This window comes from Planktothrix sp. (assembly GCF_046067725.1).
Lineage (GTDB): Bacteria > Cyanobacteriota > Cyanobacteriia > Cyanobacteriales > Microcoleaceae > Planktothrix.
The window spans coordinates 1-26,604 of the sequence record NZ_JBJUDF010000277.1; the positions used below are offsets into that span (position 1 = coordinate 1).

Consider the following 26,604-nt stretch of genomic DNA (forward strand, 5'->3'; position numbering starts at 1 on the left):
TGGAGCAAGCCCAATTGCTTCAGCAGTTTATGTCAAATGTGCAAATTGTTATTTTAGAACAAGCGGGTCAGGGTTGCTACATGAAAGCAACTCATCAGTTTCATGAAGAGCTTATGAAGTTTTTAAACCGTATTAAAATCAATTCATAATATTTTAATAACGAATAGGAATTTTATTCAAACATGACTCACCCAACCGACAAAGCCCTGTTCCTGTTAGGGGGACTCACCGATGATGATCTACGCTGGATTATCAATAAAGCCAAAGTCGAGAAACTTCCCCCAGGTGAACGATTAATTTATGAAGGACGGCCGATTAATGCGTTATATTTTGTCATGGATGGATTGTTATCGGTGGTGATCGGAGCGAAAGAAGATCGAGAATTAGCTCATATCAGTAAAGGAGAAGTGGTTGGAGAAGTTTCTTTTATTGATAGTCGTCCCCCTTTAGCAACCGTGAAAGCCTTAGAAAAAACTGAAGTTTTAGCAATTTCTCGATTTGAACTCAATAATAAACTGCACAGTGATTCTAAATTTGCTTCCCGATTTTATCAGGGTTTATCCCTGTGTTTAGCCAGCCGGATGCGAGGAACCATTCGGCGTTTAGGTTACGATGATTTGAGCGAAGATAAAATAGAGCAGCCAGAACCAGAAGAATTTAGTGAACATACCCAGGAATTTTTAGTGTTAGCTCAAGCTAAATTTAACTGGCTGGTTCAAAATATGAAATATCGATAAAACGCTGCTAATTATCCGGGGAAGTTTCTGAAGGAATGGATGAAGGAGGAATTTTTTCTAAATGAATTAACCCTTCCATGACAGATTTGACAATGGGTGCTGCCACAATTCCGCCAGCGCGACCTTCGAGGGGTTCATCCACCACCGCTACAACCACATAACGAGGATGATCAACACTTAAAATACCAACAAAACTGGTAATTAACGCATTAGAGGAATAGCCACCATCAGGAGATGCTTTTTGGGCTGTCCCCGTTTTTCCACCAATGCGATAACCTTCGATAGCCGAGCGAGTTCCCGTCCCTCCTTCTTTAACCACACTTTCCATCATCTGTAAAACAGAATTAGCCGTTTGACTAGAAAACACTTGTTTCGGTTCAGGGAGAGGAAGTTTCCAATACAATTGACCTTTACTGTTATATAACCCTTGAACAACGTGGGGAGTCACCAATTTCCCGCCATTGGCTAACAAACTATGAAGTTGAGCTAATTGAATTGGAGTAATGGAAAATCCCTGACCAAATGAGGCGGTTGCGGGTTCAATGGGGGCGGAAATAAATTGCTCTTTTGTTTTTAAGGTACTGGTGGCTGCAAAAGGTAAATCAATTCCCATCGTTGTTCCTAATCCTAAGCGTTTTAAGCCTTCATAAAACACATCAGGTTCCATGCGTTGAATAATTCGCACCATCCCCACATTACTCGAATATTTCACAATATCGGTAATATTAATTGCACCTCTGGCCGCACCATCAGCATTTTGAATCGGCCAGCCTCCCACTTGAATATTCCCTTCATCATTAATGATGGTATCCGCTTGAATCACTCCCGCTTCCAAAGCTAAAGCAACATTAATCGGTTTAAAAGTTGAACCGGGTTCATAAAGGTCAGTTAAAGCCCAATTTTTAAAGCGTTCTAAATCAAATTTATAGTATTGATTAGGGTTATAAGACGGTTCATTCACCAAAGTTAGCACTCCTCCATCCGTGGCATCCATAACAATCACCGTCCCCCGTTTCGCCTTATATTCTTCAACGTTTTTTTGCAATGCTTTACGGGCAATTCGTTGTAAAGAAGCGTCAATTGTCAGCCGTAATTGTAAATCATCAACGGGAATAAATCCGGTAGCAATTTGTTCAGGAACCCAGGCACCATTTGCGGCTCGTTGAAAGGACAACGAAGGCATGGTGCGCTCTAATAAACTTTCTTGACTATATTCAATTCCGGCTTGACCTTTTCCTTCAGGATTCACATAACCCACCACATCAGCAGTAATATCCTGTTGAGGATAAAGCCGTTGACGATTTTCTAATAGTTCTAATCCATCAAATCTTAAGTTTTGAATCCGGTTGGAAACTTCTTCAGGAATAAAATCTGCAACTTTAATTCCACTCGGAGATGTACCAAACAGTTGTAAAAGTTCGTTAGCATTAGGGGTTGTTAAATCTTCTCGCAGCAAAACCGGAGCCAACTTTTCAGCGATTTCATTAGCGGGTTGTTTAAAGAGTTTTGGGTGAGCATAAAGCGTATAAACTCGTCGATCTAAAGCCAGAATCGTTCCTCTTTTATCTGTAATCTGGCGACGAGGAACAAAAGGTAAAATTCGTTGTTCTTGTTGGGCTGCGGCTTGTTGTTTCAGAAAAGAAGATTCTTGACCAATTTGTAAACGAAATAAATTAATCCCTAGACCTAAAATTCCCCCTAAGAGAACCAACCCAACTAAAATTAAACGGTTAGGTTGAGCTAATCGAGGCACGAGAGGACTCAAGGGTCGTTCTTGAGTGTGAGGAGAAATAGAATGCTTTTGAGAAGCAACAAAGGGATTAATCAAGATGGGATTTTGTAATCTAGGCTTTCCACGTTGACCCCTAACAGTCGCCTTTTTTGATTCCATCGAGGATTTATTTCCCCTGCGTTGGCGAGGAGAAGAAACAGACCGTTGAGAACGAGAACCGGAAGAGGAATCCGAAGAAGCCATAGGATAGGAACACGAAAGCTGGGGAAACAGGCGGATTACGGGAGAGTAGAGAGATCGCAAATCAACCTTTTAATATCCTAGCGGTTTGTCTGCTTTTGAGTGAGGGGAAGGTTGTAAGTCGAGGAGGGGACTTGTCGGTGCGGGTAAGATTTCAGGACGAGGATCAGAAGGTTCAATATAAATCCTATCAGTTGGTTGAGGAACCACAAGACCCGTCGTAGGCTTGTCCGCTTCCAAAGCAATTTGATTTTTCAACAGTTCTTGAGCCGCTTGCAGTTGTTGTTCAGTCGCACGTAACTTTTCTAATCTCGGATACTCCTGTGTCCAACTGGACTCCCCATAAACCATGAAACCGTAAAAAGTTAAAGTAGAGCCAACCATAACAGAAGTAACAACCGATGAAACCTTTTGCAAGACCATCATAGAACTTAACCACAACGGTTGCCTTTGAGGTTTGGGTAACGCTTTAACAACCGTTGGTTGTGGTGGAGGGGAAGAAGACTGAACCCTGGGTGCAGAATTCATCAAAGACGTTTTAACCCGTTTTTTGCGAGCTTGATCAAAAGAAATCACCTTACTTTGAGTCGACGGAAGATGAACGGAACGAGAAAGTCTGCGTTGAGGGGAAGAAGGTGATTTAAACGCAACAGCCATAAAATTTACCTACCTTGACTTCAGCTTGTGGTGTGGGGGAATAGAAATAGGCGTTAAGTTCGTTAGCACGGATGTCCAACAAAACCGACTCACCTTGAATGCTTAAACTGACTTACTCACTATCTAATCACGAAAAAACCCCAAAATATTCTTAATTTGACAGTTGACGGATATAATCAAACCGTTCGGTGTCAAGTTGTGAGATCTATATGACATCCGAGATTATTGGGTTGATTTTTTATGCTCCTGTTACAATTCAGTACATCCCATTACTGTCGCAAAGCCCGTTTAGCGTTAGGCTACAAAGGAATTTCTTATCAAGTCAAAAATCTCACCCCTGGACTGCATACCCTGAAATTGAAACCCTTAACCGGACTAACAACGGTTCCGGTTTTATTACCTGAATTAGAAAGCCAACCTGAAGCGATCAACTTCACCCAGCCAAAGGCGATCGCAGATTCAACTCAAATTTTTAACTATTTAGAACAGTATTATCCTCAACCTCCTTTATGTTTAACGAATCCCCAAGATCAGATTCAAGCAATGTTATTAGAGGATTGGTTAGACGAAAGTATTGGAACCGCGACTCGATTTGTTTATTATCAATTTCGTTCTGGGGAGGGAAAATCCATCGATCCGTCCCTATCGAGTCAGATGGTGATTCAAGTTGTGCGCTGGCAATATCAAATCAATGCGGCTACGGTGGAACAAGCGAAAACCCGATTAAAAACCGCTTTTGAAGTGTTAGCTGTTTGGAAAGACCAGCCCTATTTAGTAGGTGATCACATCAGTATTGCCGATCTAGCTGCCGCGGCTCTTCTGAGTCCCTTAGCTTTAATTCCTGAATATCGAAGCGATTATCCTTGGCTATTTGAACGGATCAAAGACATTCACACCCTCTGCCATGAACCCTTCCCCCCAGGACTTTAATCAGTAATTGTTTTAAAGCTCAAAAAATCGAGTACCATAATCCCAACTCTAAACCTGCCATTACATGGAAATTCTCCAAAAATGCAGAGGTCAGGGTTTTCTGAAACTGTTAAAAAATGTAAAGTAATAGCCACCGTAGCGTCGATTAGTAACCCGTTTGTAGTAGAGCAGTAGAGACTCATGACGACCATTGCCATTGATCAAGTTAACAAAATTGTCTGGAACCATCACCAAGACCCCTTTGAAGTCCTTGGCCCCCATGCCATTGAACAAGACGGTAAAACGGTGTGGGCAGTCCGAGCCTATTTACCCAACGCAGAGGCGGCATGGGTTCTCTTGCCCGAACAACGACAGGAATACCCGATGCAGTCGATACATAACCCGCATTTCTTTGAATGCGTGATTGATATTCCCGAACTGGCGAACTATCAACTGCGGATCAAAGAAGGCGAACATGAACGGGTTCTTTATGATCCCTATGCGTTCCGTTCTCCCCAATTTACCGACTTTGATGTTCACCTGTTTACCGAAGGCAACCATCACCGCATTTATGAAAAATTAGGTGCCCACTTAATGAACCAGAATGGGGTTGAGGGGGTTTATTTTGCGGTTTGGGCTCCCAATGCTCGCAACGTTTCCATTATTGGTGATTTCAACTATTGGGATGGACGTAAACACCAAATGCGGAAGTTAGGGAATGGCGTTTGGGAACTGTTTATCCCTGGACTGGGAGTCGGTGAACACTACAAATATGAAATTAAAAACTGGGAAGGGCACATCTATGAAAAAACCGATCCCTACGGATTTTATCAAGAGGTTCGTCCTAAAACTGCCTCAATTGTTGCCAATTTAGATAGCTACCAATGGCATGATCAAGATTGGTTAGAACAACGACGCCACACTGATCCTTTAAAATCTCCGGTTTCCGTGTATGAATGCCATTTAGGGTCTTGGAACCGCGCTCCGTTTGATCAACCCCATGTCTTACCTGACGGAACCGTTGAACCCCCTGTACAAGCTTGTGAACTTGATCCAGGGGGTCGTTTTTTAACCTATCGGGAACTGGCAGAACAGTTAATCCCCTATGTTAAGGATTTAGGATTTACCCATATTGAATTATTACCTGTTGCTGAACATCCCTTTGATGGGTCTTGGGGATATCAAGTCACTGGATATTATGCCCCGACATCCCGGTTTGGCAGTCCTGAAGATTTCATGTATTTTGTCGATCAATGCCATTTAAACGGTATTGGGGTGATTGTAGACTGGGTTCCGGGGCATTTCCCCAAAGACGGACACGGCTTACCGTTTTTCGATGGCACTCACCTCTACGAACACGGTGACCCCCGCAAAGGTGAACATAAGGAATGGGGAACCTTAGTGTTTAACTATGGTCGCAACGAAGTCCGTAATTTCCTGGTGGCTAATGCCCTATTCTGGTATGACAAATATCATATTGATGGAATTCGGGTCGATGCGGTGGCTTCCATGCTCTACCTTAACTATTTACGCCCCGATGGTCAATGGGTAGCGAATCAATATGGCGGTTGTGAACATATTGAAGCGGCGGACTTTTTGCGTCAAACCAATCATGTTTTGTTTAGTTACTATCCGGGGACTTTATCCATTGCTGAAGAATCTACTTCATGGCCGATGGTGTCTTGGCCGACTTATGTGGGTGGGTTAGGATTTAACTTGAAATGGAACATGGGATGGATGCACGATATGTTGGATTATTTCAGCATGGATCCTTGGTTCCGTCAGTTCCATCAAAATAACGTCACCTTTAGTATTTGGTATCACCACAGCGAGAACTTTATGCTGGCGTTATCCCATGATGAAGTGGTGCATTGTAAAAGCAATATTACTAACAAAATGCCCGGAGATGATTGGCAAAAATTTGCGAATGTCCGGTGTTTATTTACCTATATGTTCACTCACCCTGGAAAGAAAACAATTTTCATGGGAATGGAGTTTGGTCAGCGTCAAGAGTGGAATGTTTGGGGAACGTTAGAATGGGAATTAATGCAATATTCAGCCCATCAGGGAATTAAACGGTTATTCCAAGCGTTAAATCAACTGTATCGCCATGAACCTGCATTATATGAACAGGATTTCGCAGAAGCAGGATTTCAATGGATTGATTGTACTGATAACCGTCATAGCGTAGTATCGTTTATTCGTCGGGCGAAAGACCCTAAAGAATTCGTTGTTGTGGTCTGTAATTTTACACCTCAACCCCATAGTCACTATCGCATTGGTGTTCCTGAACCGGGATTTTATACCGAATTATTTAATAGTGATGCGGGAGAATTTGGCGGGAGTAATATGGGGAATTTAGGAGGTAAATGGACTGATGAATGGTGGTTCCATAATTATCACAATTCCTTGGATTTATGCTTACCGCCTTTAGGGGTTTTGGTTCTTAAATTAGATCGTCCTAAAACTGAAGCTGCTATGCAGGCTGCTACCGTAGAAACAACGGCAATAGAAGCAGAGGGTGTGTAAGCCGAGATAGTCGCACTAAAAACAGCGATCGCCATTTTTTAAAAAATAGCGATCGCCTCTTGATTTTTTTCTGATCAAAAAGCGATCACACTTTAACTTCCTCAATAAACTCTAAACTCTCACACAATTAACTTAGAATTGTTTCCGTCTCCGTCCTTCGGCATCAGCCGTTAACATCGCAGCCAGAACACTTTCAGGGTTAATTTCACAAGGCTCATTATAAATAGTTTCACCTGTACCACAAGCGCGTTCTGCGGCTAATAATAAGCGTTCACGGCTGACTCCTTCGAGTCCAATATCAGCTAAAGTCGTTGGCAGTCCGATGGACTCACAGAAACTAAATACCCGATCAATGACTTCACTGGGGCGATCGGTTAAAATCAACATTGCCAGAACACCAAAAGCCACTTTTTCACCATGCCAGAATTTTTTGGTTTCTTCTAAAACCGTAAACCCATTATGAATCGCATGGGCTGCCGCTAATCCACCACTTTCAAACCCTAACCCACTGAGTAGCGTATTGGCTTCAATAATGCGTTCTAAGGCGGGAGTGACCACCTGTTGTTCACAGGCGATTTTCCCATAAACGCCATATTCAAGCAATGTTTCGTAGCACAAATGAGCTAAACTAAAGGCAGTCATTGGCCCCATGCGCCCGGTCATATTTTTAGCTCGTTTAATCTGACAATCTTCGGCTTCAAACCAGGTCGCTAACGCATCCCCCATTCCAGCGACGAGGAAGCGAACTGGAGCTTGAGCAATCAGATTAGTATCGACTAAAACTAGATCGGGGTTACGAGGTAAGACCAGATAACGTTCCCAGACTCCTTCCGGGGTATAAATCACCGATAGGGCACTACAAGGAGCATCGGTAGAAGCAATGGTGGGAACAATTGCAACAGGAACTTTGAGGTTATAGGCGGTTGCTTTAGCGGTGTCGATGGTTTTTCCGCCTCCAATTCCTACAATTAAATCGACTTTTTGATCCGCGCCTAAATTAACCAAACGTTCAATTTCAAGATCACAACATTCACCGCCAAAGCGTTCGAGATAAATCTCTATTTTTCCTTGGGTAAACTCTTCAACCAGGGGTTGCAATTTAGGGAAAATCACTGGCCCCATAATCACTAGGGCTTTTTGACCTAAATGACTTAATTCTTCACCTAAGAAACGAATTGCATGATTTCCTTGAACATATCGGGCTGGGAAGATCGCTGTCGTAATCACAAGTTCCTCCTTGTTCAACATGAACATCAGGCTTTATTCTAGTCGTCGTTAACCATCAACTCTAACCAAACACACAGGCACAGAAACGTATTAAGGAAAATTCATGACCATTTTCCGACTATTTCTGTCCTCAATAGTTTTTTGATTCTTCTGTCTGTCCTGAAACGCTTGAGAAGAACCAAGACCCAAAAACTTTTATGATTAAACCGAAAAGCTAATCTTTAGCGATTTAACTTGCTGAAACATTTTTTGATAAATTCGTCTTGGTTCATGCCTCATATTATAAACGATTTCTTTGAAATTGTCAATACTTTGTTCACCAGAATTGGGAAATTCAACTTTTTCAGGGAAAATAGAGTTGGGGAGAGGCTTGTAGGTTTCCTTTGCCGTCTTTGTATGTCAGCTAAAAAGAGAAACTCAGACTTAATCTTTTCGATGATTACTTTCAAACCAACTTCATTCAAAGTTATAGATTTATTTTGTGGATGTGGATTATCCCTGGGATTACAAAATGCGGGATTTAATATCATTGCAGAGTTTGATCATTCTAAAACAATTTTTTAATCTGAGGTTATGTCCCATGAAAAAGATATAGCTTTTATTACAATAATAATGAAAGCCATATCTAACAGAAATGTCTTATGAAAATAACCTTGAGATTTGAGGATGCACGTTCATCCTGAAACCCTAAAGAGGAATGAAGAGTTTAACCAGAGCTAAGGCGGCGCCTGTTGCAGATTTAGCTTCCTGTTTCACAACCGTTAATGGGTCGGCACCGTTTAGTTTTTTATAACCGTATCGATCGCACTGTGAACCTGAAAATCCTGCAACATCAGGATTTTTACATTAATCAGACGTTCGACCTGGGCATTTTATGAATAAAGTTTTTTAAAGTTTTGTTGCTGGCCAAAGATTGTTGGTGAATTCTGGCCTTCTGATGACTAGGCTGTTTAATTTGAGTGTTTTAGGCTTTGATCTCTCTTACCCTTGGCTGTTCTCTACAAGGCACATCAATGAAAGCAGAAATATACCATGTTAAGTTTTTTTTGTCAATTTTTTAAATTCTAAAAAAACATCTCTCCAGTCATTCATACTTATTGTGAGTGTTCGAGACATTTCTACAATTAAAATAAGGGGGTTGACGAAATCTCTATCTTAAACTAGATGAAATCAGGGTTCAGGGATGATAGGAACTGATTTCTGTTTGTGAATCAGAAGGTAGAAAGATGCTATTGTATAGGAGATATAAACCTTTCAGCTTCAAAACAAAACCTTCCGACTCAATAAGTCTAAAGTTTCCTTAATTTTTAGAAGATTATGATCATAATGTTGCATACTAAAAAATGACAAACAAATTCTGCCTGACTGCCTAATGAACACTAAGACCGTAAACTATGCTCCTATGGCTCCTGTGCCTCATTGGGATGCAAAACTCTACGACAGTCATCATAGCTTTGTCTCTAACTTAGCAGTAGATCTCTTAGAATTGCTTGATCCCCGTATAGGAGAACAGATTCTCGATCTCGGTTGTGGCACAGGTCATCTTAGCTATAGAATTACAAACACTGGGGCTGAAGTGATGGGAATTGACCCGGCTTCCACCCTGATTAAACGTGCAAATGAAACTTACCCTGGTTTAAATTTCTTAGTGGCAGATGCAGCGAACTTAATCTGGACTGAACAGTTTGATGCGGTTTTGTCTAATGCGGTATTACATTGGATTCAACAACCTGAGAAAGTTGTGAATGGGGTTTGGCGCGTATTAAAACCAGGAGGACGTTTTGTTGCAGAATTTGGCGGAAAGGGGAATATCAATACAATTGTTGCTGCAATTTATGCCGCTTTAGATGTGGCTGGATATCCTCAAAACAAAGCATTAAATCCTTGGTACTTTCCCAGTATTTCTGAATATGGAATGCTCCTAGAATCACAAGGATTTCAACTCAATTTAGCAACATTAATGGAGCGTCCAACCTCCTTAAATGATGGAGAGAAAGGCTTAAAACATTGGCTAAAAATGTTTGCTGGAAATTTTTTCCAAGGAATCCCTCCTTCTCAACAACTGAATATGATTACCGATATCGAAACTCGATTGCGCCCCAAATTATTTAAAAATGGGAGTTGGATAGCAGACTATAAGCGAATTCGCATTGTCGCAACTAAAAATAAATAAAGCTTAAATTCTAAAAGCTGAATAGCTTCAGGCAAAAGACAGGGGGAATTTGAACTGAATTTTTCCCCCTGACATTTCCTAAAATTTCCGTAAAGGATTAATTTTCAAGTTGTATATTCAGCGTTAATTTTTACATAGTCATAACTTAAATCGCAGCCCCAAGCCTTGCTGCTACCGGGGCCATTGCCAATTTTAACGGAAATTAAAACCGTATCTTCTTTAAGATAGGCTCCTGTGGGTGCTTTCTTTAAATATTCATTTGCCGCACTGCGATCAAAAGCTAAGGGTTGACCCTGCTGCATTAGCAGAAAATCCCCTAATTTAATTTCTAAATGATTTTGGTCGAAATGCACTCCCGCCCGTCCTGCTGCTGCCGCAATGCGTCCCCAGTTGGGATCACGACCAAAAATTGCTGACTTCACCAAAGATGAACCTACAATCGTTTTAGCAACTTTACTAGCTGAGACTTCATCTTCAGCACCACAGACTTGCACTTCAATTAAACAAGTTGAACCTTCTCCATCCCGTGCGATCGCTTTTGCTAAATATTCACACACAGCCGTTAACATCGCTTCTAATTTCTCGGCTTCAGGCCCCATGGTTGTAATTGCAGGAGTCCGAGAGGCACCATTAGCTAACGCAATTAAAGAATCATTGGTACTGGTATCGCCATCGACGGTCACTTGATTAAAACTGCGATGGGTTGCACGAGTTAACATTTCTTGCCACAGGGGGGGAGAAACCGCCGCATCGCAGGTCACAAAAGCTAACATGGTTGCCATATTGGGGTGAATCATCCCAGAACCTTTACAAATTCCGCCAATTCTCACCGGACGATCCCCAAACATTGTTTCTAAAGCAATGGTTTTTGGTACTAAATCGGTGGTCATGATGGCTCGTGATGCGGCTGCGTTACCATTAGTAGACAATTCTGCCACTAACTGTGGAAGTCCGGCTTTGAGTGCATCCATTTTAATCCGTTGACCGATGACTCCGGTAGAAGCCAGTAAAATTGATTCGGGTGCAACATTTAAGATCGTAGCTAAAGCTTGGGCTGATTCCACAGCATCCGTCCAACCCGCTTCCCCTGTGGCAGCATTGGCTTGTCCTGAATTACATAAAATTGCTTTCGCACTCGGTTTAGCTTGTAATTGTTGACGACAATAATCCACACAGGCGGCTCGAACTTGACTGGTGGTAAATACCCCCGCCGCGATCGCATCAACATCCGACACAATTAAAGCTAAATCCGGTAATCCCGACGCTTTTAATCCGGCTGTAATTCCCGATGCTTTATATCCTCTGGGTGCTGTCACCCCACCCTCAATAACTGTCCAATCTGACATGATTTCCCCTTCCAGTTCCAATGGTACTGACCAGGGATTATATCAAGAACCAGGGTGAGAACACTTAAACAGGACGTACGCAAGGACATATAGCGCATTAAGAATCAGGCGATCGCCTAATTCAGATACCAAGGGTGATATGCCTCCGGCACGCTACGCGATCGCGCTTATAAAAAAGAATCAATCTATGCTTGAATTGGTGAACGATTTGAGCGACAGTCCCCACCCAAGCGCGAAGCGGGGTGGGGAAGGATAGCGATTTCTAGGGACTTGCTTGGTTTTGGATGTATTTTTTGAGAACCTCAATTGGTGCGCCCCCACAAGAAGCGACATAGTATGAGTTAGACCAAAACGAAACTTTACCCCAGTAATGCTTCTTAAATTCTACAGGGAATTCTTTCTTGAGCATTCTTGCTGTAGAGCTTTTTAAACTCCCCACAACCGCAGCAATTGAGTTTTTAGGATGGAAGTCTAACAGAATATGGATATGGTCAGACTCCCCATTAAACTCAATCAACTGACAATCCATTTTATTTGATACTTGCTCAACCATTTCTTTTAAACGGTTGAGCATTTCTGTGTTTAAAACCTTTTTACGGTAATGAGTAACAAAGACAAAGTGTAGTCGCACACTAAAAACACTATAAGAACCTTTTCTAGTAGACATCTTGAAAAGGTGTAACTGCGTGATTATAATAAGCAATTATAAATATAACAGAAGGTCGATATGTTATGGCTACCAAACGAGTAACTTTCCGACTTTATCCAACTCAAACGCAAGCCAATAAAATGCACTATTGGAGAAAGCTACATTGCGCTTTATACAACGCTTGTGTAGAACATCGGAAAACATCTTATAAGCGATTCAACAAGTCGGTCAGTTATTTTGACCAACAGAATTGTTTACCCGAATTCAAGGAATTCTGGACAGATTATAAGGAACTTGGTAGTCACGCATTACAAGATACTGTTAAACGAGTTGATTTAGCCTTTCAACGCTTCTTTAAACTTAAATCTGGATATCCCAAATTCAAGAAAAGTCGGCGTTACAAAGGATGGACTTATCCTTGTCAAAGTGGATGGAAAGCTTTAACCAACGGTAAAAATGGTTCTCTAAAAATCTCAAATTTAGGAACCATTAAGATGAGGGGTCAAGCAAGAGACTGGGGCAAACCGAAAACTTGTACCATCCTGTTCAAACAAGGAAAATGGTATGCGTCAATCACAGTTGACTGCATACCATCTCGTTATCAAACAGATGTTGGCGCGATTGGTTTAGATTTTGGAACTCACCATGCAATTGCCGACTCAAATGGTAATGTTGTTGAGAATCCTAGATTTGTTAAAGTCGCTCAAGGCAAAATTAACAAGATTGCCAAAACCAGTCGCAGAAAAAGACCTCCACAGAAGAAGGTAAAAGCTTCACGACGTTGGAAAAAAGCGAATAAAGCTATCTCCAAGATCCAATCTAAAGTTGCTAGGCAGCGACAAGATTGGCAGCATAAAGTGTCTACAGAAATCGTTAGCTGTAATAGCTTCGTAGCCACTGAAAAGTTAAACCTTAAAGGGATGACTCGCAAGTCTAAAGGTAAAAACAAACGCCAAAAGTCAGGACTAAATCGGTCTTTGCTTGATGTGGGAATTGGAAACCTCAAAGACTTAATTAAATATAAAGTCACTGAAGCTGGTGGGTTTTATATTGAGGTTCCAACCCAGAAAGTTAAACCTTCACAAACTTGCCCAAATTGCGGTCATCAGAAGAAGAAAACATTAGCAGAAAGAGAACATCATTGTGTTAATTGCGGGTTTCATTGTGATAGAGATGTTGCCGCAGCAATGGTGATGCTTAATTATGCAAGGGGTATGGAACGTACCTCTTTAGATGCAGATGAGAATACCTCTACAGGAGTGCGGAAGCTTCAAGCAAGTTTCTCAGTTGAAGCGTCAGAAACGCACATCGAGCGCGATAGCGGATGTGCGTAGTTCATTAAACTAAATAAATGATTATCCCGGCTATGTTTGGCGGTTAAAATTATTAAAAACCCGGTTTCTATGGGTTTAATATTCTGCAATTTTAAACAATTGCTGCTTTTGTTATAGTATAAAATTTGGCTTGATCGGCTTATTAGATCATTAAGTGATCGCAATACTGAACTCATTTTCAGTCAACCGTCAACCCAAAAAATATCCCCACTTGCTCAAGCAAAGCGGGGGAATTGATCGATTCATGGTAAATTTCGGGTTATCTAACAACAGCAGAATTAACTCATGGATGAACCACTGCGATCGTAGCTGGTCGCGCTTTCTGTGGGTTTCCCTTGAATTGTTGTGCGATAATCTCCGGGTTCAATACCAACTTCATCCGCAACACGATTGAGTAACGATTGTTGGCGGTTTTTGATCATTTGATGGTGGCGCATCATTAAAGAACGAGCTTGATCTTGAGTATCCATAATTCGATTCTCCTGTTTGTTTAAAATAAACTGTTTTTCCTGCCCTGAGCTTGTCGAAGGGTATGTTTAAAATGATGCGGGTTGAGACTTAGCTCATCGTGGCATTACTGCGATCATAATTAATTGCATTGGAATTGGGTTTCCCTTGAATCATCGTGCAATCACCGGGTTCTGTACCGACTTCATCCGCAACCCGATTCAGCATAGATTGTTGACGGTTTTTAATCAGTTTGTGGTGACGCATCATTAATGCACGAGCTTGATCTTGAGTATCCATAATCGGTTTCTCCTGTTATCGGTTTTGTAAGTTAAGGTTTGTTGAAGGGAAATATTAAGAAAGATTAAAATTCTTAATCAGACTAACTCATCGTGGCATTGCTGCGACCATAGCTGTTGACAGAATGGCTGTTGAATTTGCCTTGAATGGTTGTGCAATCACCAGGTTCTGCCCCCACTTCATCGGCAACGCGATTGAGTAAGGATTGTTGACGATTTTTGATGGTCTGGTGATGACGCATCATTAAGGCGCGAGCTTGATCTTGAGTACCCATGAGTTTGTCCTCCTAAGTGATGAGCCTAAAAACGAACAGGCTGTTTTTGTCTTCAATTTTTAATATACCAGAAGATTCTGTAGTCTATTTTACAAAATGCCTTAAGTTAACAAAAATTTACAATTTTCTTAGAATTCACAACAAGACAAAAAAAACCTCTACCGGGGGGAAGAGGGGCGGGGAGCAGGGGGAGCAGGGGAGCAGGGGGAGAAGAGGAGCAGGGGGAGGAATTATGAACTTTTGGCTTCTGGGTTCGGGCTTCTGGTTTCCTGGCTCCTGGTTTTACATCAATGGTCGATAGACGCGGAAATCGATATTGGGGAAGATATTATCAATGGCTTCCACTTTTTCCAGCCAACCGGAATCAACTTTGCCAATTTTGATATCTTCGTAAATTTTGTTAAATCGCATCAGGTGAGAACGGGTACGACGCACGGCGTAGGGAGTCATGGTTCCCGAACTCATGATAAAGGCCCAGTCAGAAGATTGTGCTAAGAGTAATTCTCGTGCTGCTTGATTCAGGGCTCTTAACTCTAGTTGACTGCGGGGTTCTCGACCTGCCATTTTAATCATTCGTTCGGCGGCTTTGTGAAGATGGGGGTAAATCCAAGCGTTAGTATGATTCAACCAATATTCATGAAATCCTTTATATCCCCAACTGGACTGGGCGGGATGACAAACTTGTTGAGTGGGATAAGCTTTGAGATAATCGGCTAAATGGGTCATGGCATAGACGCTTTGATCCTGCCAGGTTTTGCGGAATAATTGATCAAGGAACCAAGGCCCTTCATACCACCAATGTCCAAACAGTTCTGCATCATAGGGAGAGACAATGATGGGGGGACGCTGCATAATCCCATGAAGATGCTCAACTTGGCGTTCTCGGTTAAAGACAAAGTTAGCCGCGTGTTCAGCCGTTTTCAATTTAGCCCAATAGGGATCATAAAGTTCCTTATCGGCTAGTCCTAGACCCCGACCTGTAATTTTGTAATATTTAATTCCGGTATTTTTGCGCTGACCATTGGGCATAATATAGGGTTTAATATATTCATATTCGGCTTCCCAGCCCAAATCTTTATAAAATTCTCGATATTCTGGAGCCCCCGGATAACCGACTTCGGAAGACCACACCTGTTGAGAAGATTCGTTATCCCGTGCAAATACCGCCACACCGGATTCTGTAAAAATGGGAGAATAGGTTCCGAAGCGAGGACGGGGACGGGCGTAGAGAATTCCGTGTCCATCGGTGAGAAAATAACGAATTCCCGCATCGGCTAACATTCGTTCTAAGCCATTATAGTAGGCACATTCGGGCAACCAAATCCCACGAGGACGACAGCCAAAAGTTTCTTCATAATGTTGACAAGCGACTTCTATTTGTCCCCAAACTGCTTGGGGATACATATTCATTAAGGGTAAATAGCCATGAGTCGCACCGCAGGTGATAATTTCTAAATTATTGCTATCTTGAAATTGTTTAAAAGCTGTGACTAAATCCCCGTGGTAGCGTTCCCAAAGTTGGCGCGCCTGCTGCCATTCTTGGGCATAATGTTCAGCCAGGTAACGAAGATGGCCATTTTTCTGATGACGCTCAATTTCCTGTTCTGTTAACTCTTGGAGTAAGCCGAGGTGTTGCTCATATCGGTCTTGGAGAAGGGGATCTCGTAACATCGACACCAGAGGTGGAGTTAAGCTCATGGTCATTTTGAAGTCAATTCCATCCCGCTTTAACCCTTCAAACATTTGGATTAAGGGGATATAGGTTTCAGTAATTGCTTCAAATAACCATTCTTCCTCTAATACATAGTCACTTTCAGGGTGTCGGACAAAGGGAAGATGGGCGTGGAGAACCAGGGCGAGATAGCCAATAGCCATAGGGAGTTAACAGAAATACGAGATTATCGGAGCTAGATAGTTTTAAAATATTAAAGTATTATAAAACAAACGGGTCAGATCCGAGTTAATTAAATTTTAATTAGCCATTTTAGAGGAATTTTTGTAACTTAGTGGCTTTTGGCGTAAAAATTGTTCTCTCATAGGGGGTGATTGCCTTAGAAGCTCTTGGATATCAAGGTTTTGGGAATAATCCGCAACAACAGCACGGCCCCATAAATGTCATCCTAGACCTTGATTATTTTTAATACGAGCTTAACCTTAAAGGAAAATCAAAATTTTTAATAAAAAGTGATTCATGATACGGTTATTTAGTCATCAATAGGTTACGGTTTATTGTTGAGTTATAAATTCAAAAAATTACAGTTAAGAATATTAGTTTAAGCATCCTCAACTCTTGGTAGAAAATTAGGCTAAATCAAATAGCAGAATTTCAGCATCATTTGTAGCCGTGAAGGTGAGTTCAGTTTCTTGGGCGATCGCAGCACCATCACCGATTGTTAAGGGAATTTCGTTGAGGATGACCTCTCCTTTCGCCACTTGTATCCAGGCATAACGTTGGGGCGGGAGGGAATAGGAAATGCGATCGCCTGATGGCAAACAAGCGGCATATAAATTCACATCTTGATGAATTCTAAGGGTATTTTCAACGTTATGAGGTGTGGCCATTAATTGGAATTGACCCGGATTTTTGAATAGATTAAAAGATTGTTGTTCATAACTGGGGGGTAAATTTTCTCGATCAGGAATCAGCCAAATTTGTAAAAAATGAGCCGTATTTGTAGAAGAGGGATTAAATTCACTATGACGAATTCCTGTTCCTGCACTCATCCGTTGAACTTCTCCCCGTTGAATGATAGAACCTGTTCCTAAACTATCTTTATGTTCTAAGGAACCTTGCAACATATAGGTGATAATTTCCATATCGCGATGTCCGTGCGTTGGAAAACCGCCTCCGGGTTGTATCCGATCTTCATTAATGACTCGTAGGGATCTCCATCCCATATATTGAGGATCATAATAATTCCCAAAGGAAAAGGTATGATAGCTGTCTAACCAATCAATATTAAGATGTCCTCGTTCGTGAGAGTGGCGAATTGTAATCATATTTTTCCTGTATTGAACCCTACTGTTTTAATTTAGAAAAAAAACACTAAAATGAAAAGTACGCACTTTTTCGTTCGTAACGTCCTAACTTGGAACTATGGAAGGGTCTAAACTGCCTTTTAAAAAATCGACTTGTCCGGCTGAAATCACATTAAAGGTGATGAGTGGACGCTGGAAAATTTTAATTATTCAAGAGTTATGGATAGGGGTAAAACGGTTTAATCAACTTCAACGTTCAATTCAGGGAATTACCCATAAAATGCTGACTGAACAATTGCGAGAACTCGAAGCTGATGGGATTATTCATCGACAAGTTTATGCTGAAATTCCGCCGAAAGTTGAATATTCATTAACCGAATTAGGACAAGGATTAAAACCCATCTTAGAACAAATGCACCATTGGGGAGAAGGGATATAAAAGTCAAAGTTTCAATTAAAAATCAAAAAAGACAAACTGATTATTGAGCTTGAGATTACCAGAATCAAGAATTGATGATCAAATATTTCAGGGTGAAACTTTTGATTTTCCCAATATCTCTCAGTTTAAAATCAGACTTCACTGTTAAAAAGCAACTTTTTTGGCTTATTTATTGATATTTAAAAGAATTAGCAGTCTTAAGCCTAGAAAACGTCAGGTTTCCCCTTCTTTGGGACAATTCTAGGAAAAATTTCTATACTAAATAGAGCCAAAATAAGTTTGACTCGCTATAATAGAGTCAAAGCCGTAACAATAAGGCTGTGTTAGTTGAATCCCCGAAGATGAACCCGGAGGTCGAATGTTTTCGAGATACTGAGCCAACCTGATCCGTAATCCTACCGATTCTTAAAGAGGATTAAACCTCAAAGTCACCCTTAACCAAGCTGATTGTCGTGTTAGAAGCATTCGTCTTTGCAACAATTTTGTGCGGGTTTTTCGGAATTATCCTTAAACAAAACCTGCTGATGAAGATCATCTCGATGGACGTCATGAGTACGGGTGTCATCGCTTATTATGTGTTAATCGCATCACGAGGCGGTTTGTTAACCCCAATTCTTACAGATGTTCAAAATAGCACTTACGCCGATCCGGTTCCCCAAGCCGTTATTTTAACCGCCATTGTGATTGGTCTTTCAATTCAAGCGTTAATGTTAGTTGGCGCGATGAAATTGGCACGGGATAATCCCACTTTGGAAACGAACGAGATCGAGAAAAATAACACCCCATGATCACCCTTACTCTTGTTTGGATTGCGCTACCTTTTTTGGCTGGATTTACAGTTTATTTGGTTCCAAAACTAGATCGATTTTTTACGTTATTTGTTGCGTTTATTTCCATCGCCTATGGATTGTATCAATGTGTTAATTCGTCTCCCCAGGCGATCCAGTTACTCGATAACTTCGGTGTTAGTTTACTCATCGATTCCCTCAGTGGTTATTTTATTTTAACCAATGGGTTAGTCACCGCCGCCGTTATTCTCTACTGTTGGCACACCAATAAAAGCACGTTTTTCTACACTCAAGCGATTATTCTACATGGCAGTGTAAATGCTGCGTTTGTTTGTGCGGATTTGATCAGTTTATATGTAGCGTTAGAGGTGATTAGTATTGCCGCTTTTCTCCTCATTGCTTATCCGCGATCTGATCGCTCGATTTGGGTGGGGTTACGCTATCTATTTGTTAGCAACGTCGCCATGCTGTTTTATTTGATTGGGGCGGTGTTAGTGTATCAAACCCATCATTCCTTTGCTTTTTCAGGGATGCAGGGAGTTCCACCGGAAGCCGTTGCTTTGATTTTGTTGGGACTATTAGTTAAAGGAGGTATTTTTGTATCGGGGTTATGGTTGCCATTAACCCACTCGGAATCAGAAAGCCCTGTATCCGCGTTAATGTCGGGGGTGGTGGTCAAAGCAGGAGTGTTCCCAATGGTGCGGATGGCTCTAACGGTGAGTGAACTTGACCCCATTATCCGTATCTTTGGAGTGGGAACAGCCTTGCTGGGGGTATCCTATGCCATGTTTGAAAAGGATACGAAGCGGATGTTAGCGTTTCATACCATATCCCAGTTAGGATTTGTACTCGCAGCACCAGAAGTGGGGGGATTTTATGCTCTCACTCACGGCTTAGTTAAATCTGCTTTGTTTCTAATTTCAGGGGTTTTACCGAGCCGTAGTTTTAAAGAACTGCATCACACCCCGATCAATACTCGTTTGTGGGTAGCACTGGCGATCGCCAGTTTCTCCATCTCCGGTTTCCCCCTGTTGTCGGGGTTTGGGGCAAAGGTATTAACCATGAAAAATCTCCTCCCTTGGCAAGTGATCGGCATGAATCTGGCTGCATTGGGAACCGCGATCTCCTTTGCCAAATTTATCTTTCTGCCGCGTGGAGGAGAAGATCAAATCCGGCCTGGTTTTTGGCCCGGTTTGATTTTGTTACTGGCGGGGTTGGTAGTAGCAAATGTGGCTTATTACGACGCTTATACTATTGCTAATATTATCAAACCCCTAGCAACGATTTTCCTCGGATGGTTGGTTTATTATTTCATTATTCAAAAAATCTCCCTCAAACTTCCCCGTATGCTTGAACAAATTGATCATTTGATGGGGGTGATGAGTGTGATGTTAATTTTGTTGTTTTGGATGGTGTGGGCATGATTGGATATCTGAATTTAATATTACGATTAACAATTTGGTTTCTGTTAACGGCAAATTTTACTGTCCCCAATATTATTATTGGAATTGCGATCGCTTTTTTAATACCCGGACTTAAAAAAACACCCACTGCATTAAAAGATTGGATGCAAGCTTTAGGGCAAGTTTTAGTAGCAATTCCCCAAGCTTATCTGGAGGCGATCGAAATGATGTTTCGTCCTCATAATGATGAAGAGATCATCATGGAACGAGTCAAGCCACAACGAACACCTGGGCTGATCTTTTTAGATATTTTTCTAATTACCTTTACACCCAAAACCATTGTTTTGAAATACCACGAAAACGGATGGTTTGCTGTTCATCGAGTGGTACGGAGGAAATTGCCATGAATTTGTTATTAATTGCAATGATTATCGCATTGTTAATTCCCCTTTATGAAGCTTGTTGGCAAGAAAATGATGTCTGGCAGAAGATGTTAGCTCTAGCCAGTATCGCCACTAAGTGTTCGATGATGATTCTTTTTATCTCTGTAATAAGAGATGATTGGATGATTGGGGTTGCGGGCGTGATCATCCTCAGCGTTGGAAATGCCGGATTTATGTTACTTGCTCAACTTTTAAAAAGGATAAAATACCAATGATTGACATCTTGGGTTATGGGTTAATGGGTTTAGGAATTGTGTTCTGGTTTTGGGGAACCTTTCCGCTTTTGGGTTTGCGATCAGTTTTATTCAAATTGCATACGCTGACTGTTGCCGATACCCTGGGCTCAATGCTGATTATTTTGGGGTTATTGGTGAAAATTCCCAGAGAATGGCCGTTGTTGATTTTAGCCCTGATTTCTCTGATGCTGTGGAATACTATGCTAGGTTATGTGTTAGCTTATTGTTCTAATAATGAGGATAAATCATGAATGATAACTATGTTGTTGTGATCGCGTCTTTGTTACCTTTAGCGGCGACGATGTTAGTGTTTGAGGAGAACCCTTATCATGCTTTGGTGGTGCGGGGAATATTAGGGGCGATCGCAGCCTTATTCTATACGGTTTTAGGAGCACCAGACGTTGCTTTAACCGAAGCGTTAGTGGGGACAATGTTGGCAATTACGTTGTATGCAGTGGCGGTGCGTTCCTCGTTGGTTGTGCGTTTGGGAGTGTTGGAAGATTTAGAGACACAAGCAAAGGAAGGGGAATTTAACCAACTATTAGAACAGTTTAGAAAAGTGTTTAGCAAATATCATTTGCGTTTGGAGTTAGTACCCTATCCCGATGAGAAAGCGTTAAAGCAAGCGTTGATAGATAAAGAAGTTCATGCAGTTTGTCTAAATGATGAGAAACCGCAATCTTATCATACTTTAACCCGAATTCAACGGCTTTATCAGGTGATGGAAACTCAATTGTCCTTGTTAGATACTCGTTTAACTTATTTTAATTGATCGAAATCAGGGGAGTAAAATTCATGAAATGGGTTTATATTCTATCGGTTATTGCGATTTATATTAAGTTTTTGGTGATGCCGAATCCCGTTGGAGATTTGCCGAGTTTGACGATTGTGGAATCGATTATTAAAGATAGTGGAATTCCCAATGCGGTAACGGCAATTATTTTAAGAAATCGACTCTATGATACAATTTTTGAAGTCATTGTATTTACGATTGCGATTATGGGGGTTTATTTCCTATTAGCGAAAGATAAACCGGCTCCTAAAATTGAGCAATTTACTGATGAAGCTTCGATTGTTTTAGCGCGTTTAGGAGCAACCATTAGCGCGTTAGTGGGGGTAGAATTAGCCATTCGAGGTCATCTCAGTCCGGGGGGTGGTTTTGCAGCCGGAGTGGCGGGAGGAACTGCCATTGGCTTGGTAGCAATTACCTCTTCTCCTGAGTGGATGCAAAAGATTTATAAACGGTATTTAGCCGCAGATTGGGAAAAGATTTCGGTGTTAACTTTTATTGTGTTATCGGTGGTTACTTTAGCCGGATTTGAGTTACCACACGGAGAGTTAGGAGGACTATTTAGTGGCGGTGCGATTCCGTTATTAAATATTTTAGTCGCCATTAAAGTAGCGTTAGGATCGTGGGCGGCAATTTTATTGTTTATTCGGTATCGGGGGCTATTGTAATTAATAGGAAACCTGGTTTGTGAGAAAAACTAGGTTTCTCGTCGATTCACGCTTTGATAGGAAAACTATAAAAATAATATTAAAATTTTCTAATCTTACTGATTGAAAATATTTTGAGTTTAATCAATGGCGATCGCTCTTAGAAAAAAAGTTATAATTTACCAACGCACATCACCTAAAAAAAACTAGAGGTTAATTTATGACTGGAACGCTATCGACAATTTTACCATTAGAAAATGGCGATCGCCTGAGTCAAATCGAATTTGAACGACGCTATCAAGCTATGCCTCACCTTAAAAAAGCAGAATTAATTGAAGGAGTTGTGTATATGGGTTCTCCAGTTCGTGTGAGTCACGGTAAACCCCATGCACAAATTATGGCTTGGTTATCAACCTATTGGATAGCAACACCAGGGGTAGAACTGGCAGACAATACAACCGTTCGCCTCGATACTGATAATGAACCCCAACCCGATGCACTGTTACGGTTTGAAGTCGGTGGACAGTCAACGATTAGTGAAGATGGCTATTATCAAGGTGCGCCAGAATTCATTGCAGAAATTGCTGCCAGTAGTGCATCTTATGATTTACGAGATAAACTCAATGTCTATCGTCGTAATGGAGTTCAAGAGTATTTAGTTTGGCAAGTTTATGAGCAAAAAATAGATTGGTTTCGCTTAGAAGCAGGGAACTATATAATCTCAAATCCTGACTCCTCAGAAATTATAAAAAGTCAAATATTTCCGGGCTTGTGGTTAACGGTTCCTCCATTATTGGGCGGAAATTTAGCAGAAGTTAACCAAGTTTTACAGCAAGGATTAGCCACACCTGAACATCAAATATTTGTAGAACAATTAAGTCATCGGAAAAATTGACTCAAACTCACCCTAACTTAGATTTAACTCTCTAATTTACCAACCCCCAAAAAATTTTTTGAAAATTTGCGTAATTTTATTCGCAGGTTGCAATAGGTCAGTAGAACTGATCAAGAGGAATTCTGACCATGGGTTACGTTAGTTTAGGCCCCGGTGAGGACAGTTACGATAACCACGACCACGACTATGATTACGACCGGGACGTTCAGGATAGTTACGATGATTACCGAGAACAAAATGCCTTAGATCGAGAATTAGAACGAGATGCAGAACGGGAGTTATGGGAGGGAAACGAATCAGATTCAGACTGGTAGTAACATCATCTCTCGGTTTGAGAGAGCAGATTTCAACGACATAGCTCAACTAACGAGGGGGTAGATTGAACCGGAACATTAAAAAATATGAAAGTTCCGTAATTTCACTGATTTACAAAACATTATGTGAGGGATAAACTTCTATTATATCACTCAAAAAATGGTGGATGCGATCGCCCTAATTCATTTTAATTTTTGAGTATCTATTTCTTTGATCACCCCAATTTCATCAGAGCAGCACTGATATTTTTATTATTAGTAGCTCCTTAAATCCCCCAAATTAAAAGCCTTGAGCAGATCAAGCTTTTTCTCTAATATCCCCATTCATTGCTACTCGGTAAATTCCTCTATTTTAGGAGGACTATAAACTCTAACTTGGCTCTGATGGATTCATTTGTTATCGAAACTGAAGTTGAAAGCCGTTATGATCGGCATCATTTAATCGATTGGTGGCAACAAGAACGATTAAAATCTGCAAAGGTTTTAATTGCAGGAGCAGGTGCATTAGGAAATGAAGTTCTTAAAAACCTAGCCCTTGTTGGTGTTGGTAATATAACTATCATTGACTTTGATACTGTTTCTATTACCAACCTGACCCGTTCTGTTTTATTTCGAGAGTCTGATGTGGGATTGCAAAAAGTCGAAGTTGCACGTCAACGAGCTTTAGAAATTAATCCCGAATTATCTATCCAAACGATTTACGGAGATTTGGAATTTGATCTCAGTATTGGAGATGTCCGAAAACATGACATTATTATTGGTTGTTTAGATAGTGTAAATGCACGCTGGGCTATCAACCAAATGGCTTATCGCGCTGGAATTCCTTGGATTAATGGTGGTCTTGGTGTAGGGGAAGGAGAAGTTAGTTTTTTTGACCCTAAAACCGAGGCAGCTTGTTATGAATGTAGCATTTCTAATGCGATGTGGGAACGACGCAACCAACGTTATTCTTGCCAAGGAATGAAGCGGAATATTCCAGAAACCGCAATGCCAACCACTGCCACAATTGCTTCCATTGTTGGAGCTATGCAGGTACAGCAAGCCTTACTTTATTTACATGAACAACCTGGTTTTCTCAACCCTGGAGAAAAAGTCTTTTTAGGCTTAAATCCTTGGATGGTATTTAAAGTACAAATTCAACGCCAAGAAACTTGTATTGCTCATGATTTAGCTCTTGAACCTCAAGTTCATATCGGTTATAATTCTAATCTGACAATTCAACAAATTCTTAGGCAGATTGAAGAATCTGGATTTCCAGAACCGATTCTCTCATTGCGAAAAGAAATCATTAGTACAATGCAATGCTTGAATTCAGAATGTGGTTATCAAGAGCGCGTTAATCTTCCTCTAAGTCGATATTCTGAATCTAAACTGGCTTGTCCTAAGTGTCACCAAGAAAGAAGTTTTGAAGTGATTCAGAATTTTTCACTACAGGAATGTGGAGAAAATTTAACCTGGGGAGAATTATGTCTACCAGAGAACGAGATACTACATTGCAAGACCTCGAAAGGTCAAATCGCAATTCAGTTTTGTCCAATTTAGGAGTTAGTATGTCTGATTCAATTTCTTTAGTAATTCGCTCGGCTGATCAAACTCGTAAAGCGTCTGTGACTTTACCTAAAAATCTCAGCGTTGAAGAACTGGTTCAAGCTACGCAGCAACGTTGGAACCTTCCCGGTAAAACCAGTTACGCTGTGCGTGTAGAAAGAACAGGCCAACAACTTGATCCAGGGACAACACTAGGAACAGTTGGGGTTATGGAAAATGATGTTCTCGAAGTTTATCCTATTTTAGAGGCAGGTTGATTATGGGAATTCGTGAAACACGCTTAGAAAATGACTTTAATGAAGTTTCACAACTGATTGCCAATTCAGGTGGAACTATTGCTTTAATTTCTAGTCAAGGTAAACCCGCTTATGAATATGTGATTGAATACCGATGCAAAGGAATTGAACGACTGCAAGGTAATGATCCAGTTTTCCGCACAAATCATCGAGTTAAAATTACTCTCAGCAATGACTATCCAAAAAATTCACCTTCTGCTGAGTTTTTAACCCCTATTTTTCACCCAAATGTTTATACAAACCAACGTGTTTGTCTAGGTTCCTATTGGACAATGGCAGAAAATCTTTCTGAATTAGTGATTCGGATTGGCAAAATTATCCAGTATTCTAAGGACGTTCTAAATTTGAATAGTCCTGCTAATCGTGATGCCAAAGACTGGGCTAATCGTAACCCTAACCGTTATCCGGTGGATAATAAAACCTTCAAAAGTGCTAAAAAGCCACAAGCTCAAATCGTTTGGAATGATGTATGAATTGGATTACAAATTTCCTTGAAAAACTAGAGAAAATATTGGCTTCTGTAAAAGCTATGATGGCAGAAAAAAATGATTCAGAACCCTTGGTTTTGCCTCCAGCACAAGAAAATTTAATGCCAGAAGCACTTGATCAGGATGAATCAATTCCAGATGAATATAGTGTAGAAAAACAGGAGGTGATTAAATCTCAATCAATGATTGAATGGGTAGAATCTGAGGATGTTTTTAAACCAACAGAAAAGCCAATTCAAGAATTTATACGAGAACGCAATATTACTCCACAATACCCTAAAGTTTATATCTTAGAAGATGCTCTAAAAAATTTAATAGAGCATTTACAAAGTAACTTAAGGGTTGAACAAGGAGGAATTTTATTTGGTAATGCTTACACTGATCCTACGTTTGGGATTTATGTGGAAGTAACAGCCGCTGTACCTGCACCCGCAACCATTGGAACTGGAGCATCTTTAGAATTTACACCAGATTCTTGGGTCGGAATTATGAACCACGCTAAAGCAACTCATCCAGAAGCAAATATTATTGGCTGGTATCATTCTCACCCTGATATTGGTGTCTTTATGTCGGGAACAGATATGCGGACTCAACGCTCTTTTTTCCCCCATCCTTGGTGTTTATCCATTGTCTATGATCCAGTACAAAATAAAATTGGTTACTTTTTAGGGGAAAAAGCTCAAAAAGTCCAACCTAATTTATTTAAGACTCAAGACACGAGACAAGAAGCCCTAAAATCGGATACCAATTAATAGGAGATCACAACTTCAAAATCCCATAGATT

The 26,604-nt window shown here is 40.9% G+C and carries 29 protein-coding genes; 19 read left to right on the forward strand and 10 right to left on the reverse strand.

Annotation, left to right across the window (positions count from 1 at the left end):
* Positions 1-182: 182 nt before the first annotated feature.
* A complete protein-coding gene (locus tag ACKPEB_RS17250) occupies positions 183-737 on the forward strand; it encodes a cyclic nucleotide-binding domain-containing protein (protein WP_408966195.1) in 555 nt (184 codons plus the stop codon).
* Positions 738-744: 7 nt separating this feature from the next.
* On the opposite strand, the gene ACKPEB_RS17255 is transcribed toward ACKPEB_RS17250, so the two are convergent.
* A complete protein-coding gene (locus ACKPEB_RS17255) occupies positions 745-2,712 on the reverse strand; it encodes a peptidoglycan D,D-transpeptidase FtsI family protein (protein ID WP_408966196.1) in 1,968 nt (655 codons plus the stop codon).
* A 69-nt stretch (positions 2,713-2,781) separates the two neighbouring features.
* A complete protein-coding gene (locus tag ACKPEB_RS17260) occupies positions 2,782-3,366 on the reverse strand; it encodes a hypothetical protein (RefSeq protein WP_408966197.1) in 585 nt (194 codons plus the stop codon).
* Positions 3,367-3,606: 240 nt separating this feature from the next.
* Here ACKPEB_RS17260 and ACKPEB_RS17265 point away from each other — a divergent pair, with 240 nt between their 5' ends.
* Positions 3,607-4,296 (forward strand): glutathione S-transferase family protein, encoded by a 690-nt coding sequence (locus tag ACKPEB_RS17265; RefSeq protein WP_408966198.1) that lies wholly within the window; start codon positions 3,607-3,609, stop codon positions 4,294-4,296.
* A gap of 180 nt (positions 4,297-4,476) precedes the next feature.
* The gene (gene glgB, locus ACKPEB_RS17270) at positions 4,477-6,804 is read left to right on the forward strand and encodes a 1,4-alpha-glucan branching enzyme (protein ID WP_408966199.1); all 2,328 of its coding nucleotides are present in this window, start codon (positions 4,477-4,479) and stop codon (positions 6,802-6,804) included.
* A gap of 132 nt (positions 6,805-6,936) precedes the next feature.
* Here the strand turns inward: glgB and ACKPEB_RS17275 are convergent, their stop codons facing one another.
* The gene (locus ACKPEB_RS17275; protein WP_408966200.1) at positions 6,937-8,031 is read right to left on the reverse strand and encodes a glycerol dehydrogenase; all 1,095 of its coding nucleotides are present in this window, start codon (positions 8,029-8,031) and stop codon (positions 6,937-6,939) included.
* Between the two features lie 1,402 nt (positions 8,032-9,433).
* On the opposite strand from ACKPEB_RS17275, the gene ACKPEB_RS17280 reads away from it, so the two are divergent.
* Positions 9,434-10,204: a class I SAM-dependent methyltransferase gene (locus ACKPEB_RS17280; protein ID WP_408966201.1), complete on the forward strand. Its 771-nt coding sequence runs from the start codon at positions 9,434-9,436 to the stop codon at positions 10,202-10,204.
* Positions 10,205-10,308: 104 nt separating this feature from the next.
* Here ACKPEB_RS17280 and argJ read toward each other — a convergent pair whose 3' ends face one another.
* Together argJ and tnpA are read right to left on the reverse strand one after the other, a co-directional pair.
* Positions 10,309-11,550 carry a bifunctional ornithine acetyltransferase/N-acetylglutamate synthase gene (argJ, locus tag ACKPEB_RS17285; RefSeq protein WP_408966202.1) on the reverse strand — a complete coding sequence of 414 codons (1,242 nt, stop codon included), beginning with the start codon at positions 11,548-11,550 and terminating at the stop codon, positions 10,309-10,311.
* A gap of 262 nt (positions 11,551-11,812) precedes the next feature.
* A complete protein-coding gene (gene tnpA / locus ACKPEB_RS17290) occupies positions 11,813-12,217 on the reverse strand; it encodes an IS200/IS605 family transposase (RefSeq protein WP_408966203.1) in 405 nt (134 codons plus the stop codon).
* Positions 12,218-12,282: 65 nt separating this feature from the next.
* On the opposite strand from tnpA, the gene ACKPEB_RS17295 reads away from it, so the two are divergent.
* Positions 12,283-13,533 carry an RNA-guided endonuclease InsQ/TnpB family protein gene (locus ACKPEB_RS17295; RefSeq protein WP_408966204.1) on the forward strand — a complete coding sequence of 417 codons (1,251 nt, stop codon included), beginning with the start codon at positions 12,283-12,285 and terminating at the stop codon, positions 13,531-13,533.
* 278 nt (positions 13,534-13,811) lie between these two features.
* Here ACKPEB_RS17295 and ACKPEB_RS17300 read toward each other — a convergent pair whose 3' ends face one another.
* From ACKPEB_RS17300 to ACKPEB_RS17320, 5 genes are all read right to left on the reverse strand, one after another.
* Positions 13,812-14,003, reverse strand: a complete 192-nt coding sequence (locus tag ACKPEB_RS17300; RefSeq protein WP_408966205.1) for a hypothetical protein — start codon at positions 14,001-14,003, stop codon at positions 13,812-13,814.
* Positions 14,004-14,091: 88 nt separating this feature from the next.
* On the reverse strand, positions 14,092-14,280 hold the full coding sequence (locus ACKPEB_RS17305) for a hypothetical protein (protein WP_408966206.1): 189 nt from the start codon (positions 14,278-14,280) through the stop codon (positions 14,092-14,094).
* 82 nt (positions 14,281-14,362) lie between these two features.
* On the reverse strand, positions 14,363-14,554 hold the full coding sequence (locus ACKPEB_RS17310; protein ID WP_408966207.1) for a hypothetical protein: 192 nt from the start codon (positions 14,552-14,554) through the stop codon (positions 14,363-14,365).
* Between the two features lie 282 nt (positions 14,555-14,836).
* Positions 14,837-16,429 (reverse strand): glycoside hydrolase family 57 protein, encoded by a 1,593-nt coding sequence (locus ACKPEB_RS17315; protein ID WP_408966208.1) that lies wholly within the window; start codon positions 16,427-16,429, stop codon positions 14,837-14,839.
* Between the two features lie 426 nt (positions 16,430-16,855).
* On the reverse strand, positions 16,856-17,554 hold the full coding sequence (locus ACKPEB_RS17320; RefSeq protein ID WP_408966209.1) for a pirin family protein: 699 nt from the start codon (positions 17,552-17,554) through the stop codon (positions 16,856-16,858).
* Positions 17,555-17,651: 97 nt separating this feature from the next.
* On the opposite strand from ACKPEB_RS17320, the gene ACKPEB_RS17325 reads away from it, so the two are divergent.
* From ACKPEB_RS17325 to ACKPEB_RS17390, 14 genes are all read left to right on the forward strand, one after another.
* On the forward strand, positions 17,652-17,972 hold the full coding sequence (locus tag ACKPEB_RS17325) for a winged helix-turn-helix transcriptional regulator (protein WP_408966210.1): 321 nt from the start codon (positions 17,652-17,654) through the stop codon (positions 17,970-17,972).
* Positions 17,973-18,424: 452 nt separating this feature from the next.
* Positions 18,425-18,760: a cation:proton antiporter subunit C gene (locus tag ACKPEB_RS17330; protein WP_408966211.1), complete on the forward strand. Its 336-nt coding sequence runs from the start codon at positions 18,425-18,427 to the stop codon at positions 18,758-18,760.
* Positions 18,757-20,184, forward strand: coding sequence for a cation:proton antiporter (locus ACKPEB_RS17335; RefSeq protein WP_408966212.1), 1,428 nt, complete (start codon positions 18,757-18,759; stop codon positions 20,182-20,184). Before ACKPEB_RS17330 ends, ACKPEB_RS17335 begins: the two co-directional genes overlap by 4 nt.
* Positions 20,181-20,570, forward strand: coding sequence for a Na+/H+ antiporter subunit E (locus ACKPEB_RS17340; RefSeq protein WP_408966213.1), 390 nt, complete (start codon positions 20,181-20,183; stop codon positions 20,568-20,570). The genes ACKPEB_RS17335 and ACKPEB_RS17340 overlap by 4 nt, the downstream gene beginning before the upstream one ends.
* The gene (locus ACKPEB_RS17345) at positions 20,567-20,821 is read left to right on the forward strand and encodes a hypothetical protein (protein ID WP_408966214.1); all 255 of its coding nucleotides are present in this window, start codon (positions 20,567-20,569) and stop codon (positions 20,819-20,821) included. Before ACKPEB_RS17340 ends, ACKPEB_RS17345 begins: the two co-directional genes overlap by 4 nt.
* Positions 20,818-21,093: a monovalent cation/H(+) antiporter subunit G gene (locus ACKPEB_RS17350; protein WP_408966215.1), complete on the forward strand. Its 276-nt coding sequence runs from the start codon at positions 20,818-20,820 to the stop codon at positions 21,091-21,093. The genes ACKPEB_RS17345 and ACKPEB_RS17350 overlap by 4 nt, the downstream gene beginning before the upstream one ends.
* Positions 21,090-21,614 (forward strand): DUF4040 domain-containing protein, encoded by a 525-nt coding sequence (locus ACKPEB_RS17355; protein WP_408966216.1) that lies wholly within the window; start codon positions 21,090-21,092, stop codon positions 21,612-21,614. The genes ACKPEB_RS17350 and ACKPEB_RS17355 overlap by 4 nt, the downstream gene beginning before the upstream one ends.
* A gap of 23 nt (positions 21,615-21,637) precedes the next feature.
* Positions 21,638-22,300, forward strand: coding sequence for a Na(+)/H(+) antiporter subunit B (locus tag ACKPEB_RS17360; RefSeq protein WP_408966217.1), 663 nt, complete (start codon positions 21,638-21,640; stop codon positions 22,298-22,300).
* Positions 22,301-22,499: 199 nt separating this feature from the next.
* Entirely contained in the window at positions 22,500-23,174 is a 675-nt protein-coding gene (locus tag ACKPEB_RS17365; RefSeq protein ID WP_408966218.1) for a Uma2 family endonuclease, read from the forward strand.
* A gap of 128 nt (positions 23,175-23,302) precedes the next feature.
* Positions 23,303-23,488, forward strand: a complete 186-nt coding sequence (locus ACKPEB_RS17370; RefSeq protein ID WP_408966219.1) for a hypothetical protein — start codon at positions 23,303-23,305, stop codon at positions 23,486-23,488.
* 384 nt (positions 23,489-23,872) lie between these two features.
* Positions 23,873-25,030 (forward strand): HesA/MoeB/ThiF family protein, encoded by a 1,158-nt coding sequence (locus ACKPEB_RS17375; protein WP_408966220.1) that lies wholly within the window; start codon positions 23,873-23,875, stop codon positions 25,028-25,030.
* Between the two features lie 8 nt (positions 25,031-25,038).
* Complete coding sequence (locus tag ACKPEB_RS17380; RefSeq protein WP_227350780.1) at positions 25,039-25,293, forward strand: hypothetical protein; 255 nt, start codon at positions 25,039-25,041, stop codon at positions 25,291-25,293.
* A 2-nt stretch (positions 25,294-25,295) separates the two neighbouring features.
* Positions 25,296-25,805: a ubiquitin-conjugating enzyme E2 gene (locus tag ACKPEB_RS17385; RefSeq protein WP_408966221.1), complete on the forward strand. Its 510-nt coding sequence runs from the start codon at positions 25,296-25,298 to the stop codon at positions 25,803-25,805.
* Entirely contained in the window at positions 25,802-26,572 is a 771-nt protein-coding gene (locus ACKPEB_RS17390; RefSeq protein ID WP_408966222.1) for a Mov34/MPN/PAD-1 family protein, read from the forward strand. Before ACKPEB_RS17385 ends, ACKPEB_RS17390 begins: the two co-directional genes overlap by 4 nt.
* Positions 26,573-26,604 lie beyond the last annotated feature (32 nt).

Coding starts and splice junctions, on each gene's coding strand:
- ACKPEB_RS17375 (WP_408966220.1), top strand. CDS start 23,873: ATGGATTCATTTGTTATCGAAACTGAAGTTGAAAGCCGTTATGATCGG.
- ACKPEB_RS17365 (WP_408966218.1), top strand. CDS start 22,500: ATGACTGGAACGCTATCGACAATTTTACCATTAGAAAATGGCGATCGC.
- ACKPEB_RS17255 (WP_408966196.1), bottom strand. CDS start 2,712: ATGGCTTCTTCGGATTCCTCTTCCGGTTCTCGTTCTCAACGGTCTGTT.
- ACKPEB_RS17315 (WP_408966208.1), bottom strand. CDS start 16,429: ATGGCTATTGGCTATCTCGCCCTGGTTCTCCACGCCCATCTTCCCTTT.
- ACKPEB_RS17345 (WP_408966214.1), top strand. CDS start 20,567: ATGAATTTGTTATTAATTGCAATGATTATCGCATTGTTAATTCCCCTT.
- ACKPEB_RS17335 (WP_408966212.1), top strand. CDS start 18,757: ATGATCACCCTTACTCTTGTTTGGATTGCGCTACCTTTTTTGGCTGGA.
- ACKPEB_RS17380 (WP_227350780.1), top strand. CDS start 25,039: ATGTCTGATTCAATTTCTTTAGTAATTCGCTCGGCTGATCAAACTCGT.
- argJ (WP_408966202.1), bottom strand. CDS start 11,550: ATGTCAGATTGGACAGTTATTGAGGGTGGGGTGACAGCACCCAGAGGA.
- ACKPEB_RS17300 (WP_408966205.1), bottom strand. CDS start 14,003: ATGGATACTCAAGATCAAGCTCGTTCTTTAATGATGCGCCACCATCAA.
- ACKPEB_RS17350 (WP_408966215.1), top strand. CDS start 20,818: ATGATTGACATCTTGGGTTATGGGTTAATGGGTTTAGGAATTGTGTTC.
- tnpA (WP_408966203.1), bottom strand. CDS start 12,217: ATGTCTACTAGAAAAGGTTCTTATAGTGTTTTTAGTGTGCGACTACAC.
- ACKPEB_RS17320 (WP_408966209.1), bottom strand. CDS start 17,554: ATGATTACAATTCGCCACTCTCACGAACGAGGACATCTTAATATTGAT.
- ACKPEB_RS17340 (WP_408966213.1), top strand. CDS start 20,181: ATGATTGGATATCTGAATTTAATATTACGATTAACAATTTGGTTTCTG.
- ACKPEB_RS17370 (WP_408966219.1), top strand. CDS start 23,303: ATGGGTTACGTTAGTTTAGGCCCCGGTGAGGACAGTTACGATAACCAC.
- glgB (WP_408966199.1), top strand. CDS start 4,477: ATGACGACCATTGCCATTGATCAAGTTAACAAAATTGTCTGGAACCAT.
- ACKPEB_RS17385 (WP_408966221.1), top strand. CDS start 25,296: ATGGGAATTCGTGAAACACGCTTAGAAAATGACTTTAATGAAGTTTCA.
- ACKPEB_RS17390 (WP_408966222.1), top strand. CDS start 25,802: ATGAATTGGATTACAAATTTCCTTGAAAAACTAGAGAAAATATTGGCT.
- ACKPEB_RS17355 (WP_408966216.1), top strand. CDS start 21,090: ATGAATGATAACTATGTTGTTGTGATCGCGTCTTTGTTACCTTTAGCG.
- ACKPEB_RS17295 (WP_408966204.1), top strand. CDS start 12,283: ATGGCTACCAAACGAGTAACTTTCCGACTTTATCCAACTCAAACGCAA.
- ACKPEB_RS17250 (WP_408966195.1), top strand. CDS start 183: ATGACTCACCCAACCGACAAAGCCCTGTTCCTGTTAGGGGGACTCACC.
- ACKPEB_RS17280 (WP_408966201.1), top strand. CDS start 9,434: ATGGCTCCTGTGCCTCATTGGGATGCAAAACTCTACGACAGTCATCAT.
- ACKPEB_RS17265 (WP_408966198.1), top strand. CDS start 3,607: ATGCTCCTGTTACAATTCAGTACATCCCATTACTGTCGCAAAGCCCGT.
- ACKPEB_RS17310 (WP_408966207.1), bottom strand. CDS start 14,554: ATGGGTACTCAAGATCAAGCTCGCGCCTTAATGATGCGTCATCACCAG.
- ACKPEB_RS17260 (WP_408966197.1), bottom strand. CDS start 3,366: ATGGCTGTTGCGTTTAAATCACCTTCTTCCCCTCAACGCAGACTTTCT.
- ACKPEB_RS17325 (WP_408966210.1), top strand. CDS start 17,652: ATGGAAGGGTCTAAACTGCCTTTTAAAAAATCGACTTGTCCGGCTGAA.
- ACKPEB_RS17305 (WP_408966206.1), bottom strand. CDS start 14,280: ATGGATACTCAAGATCAAGCTCGTGCATTAATGATGCGTCACCACAAA.
- ACKPEB_RS17360 (WP_408966217.1), top strand. CDS start 21,638: ATGAAATGGGTTTATATTCTATCGGTTATTGCGATTTATATTAAGTTT.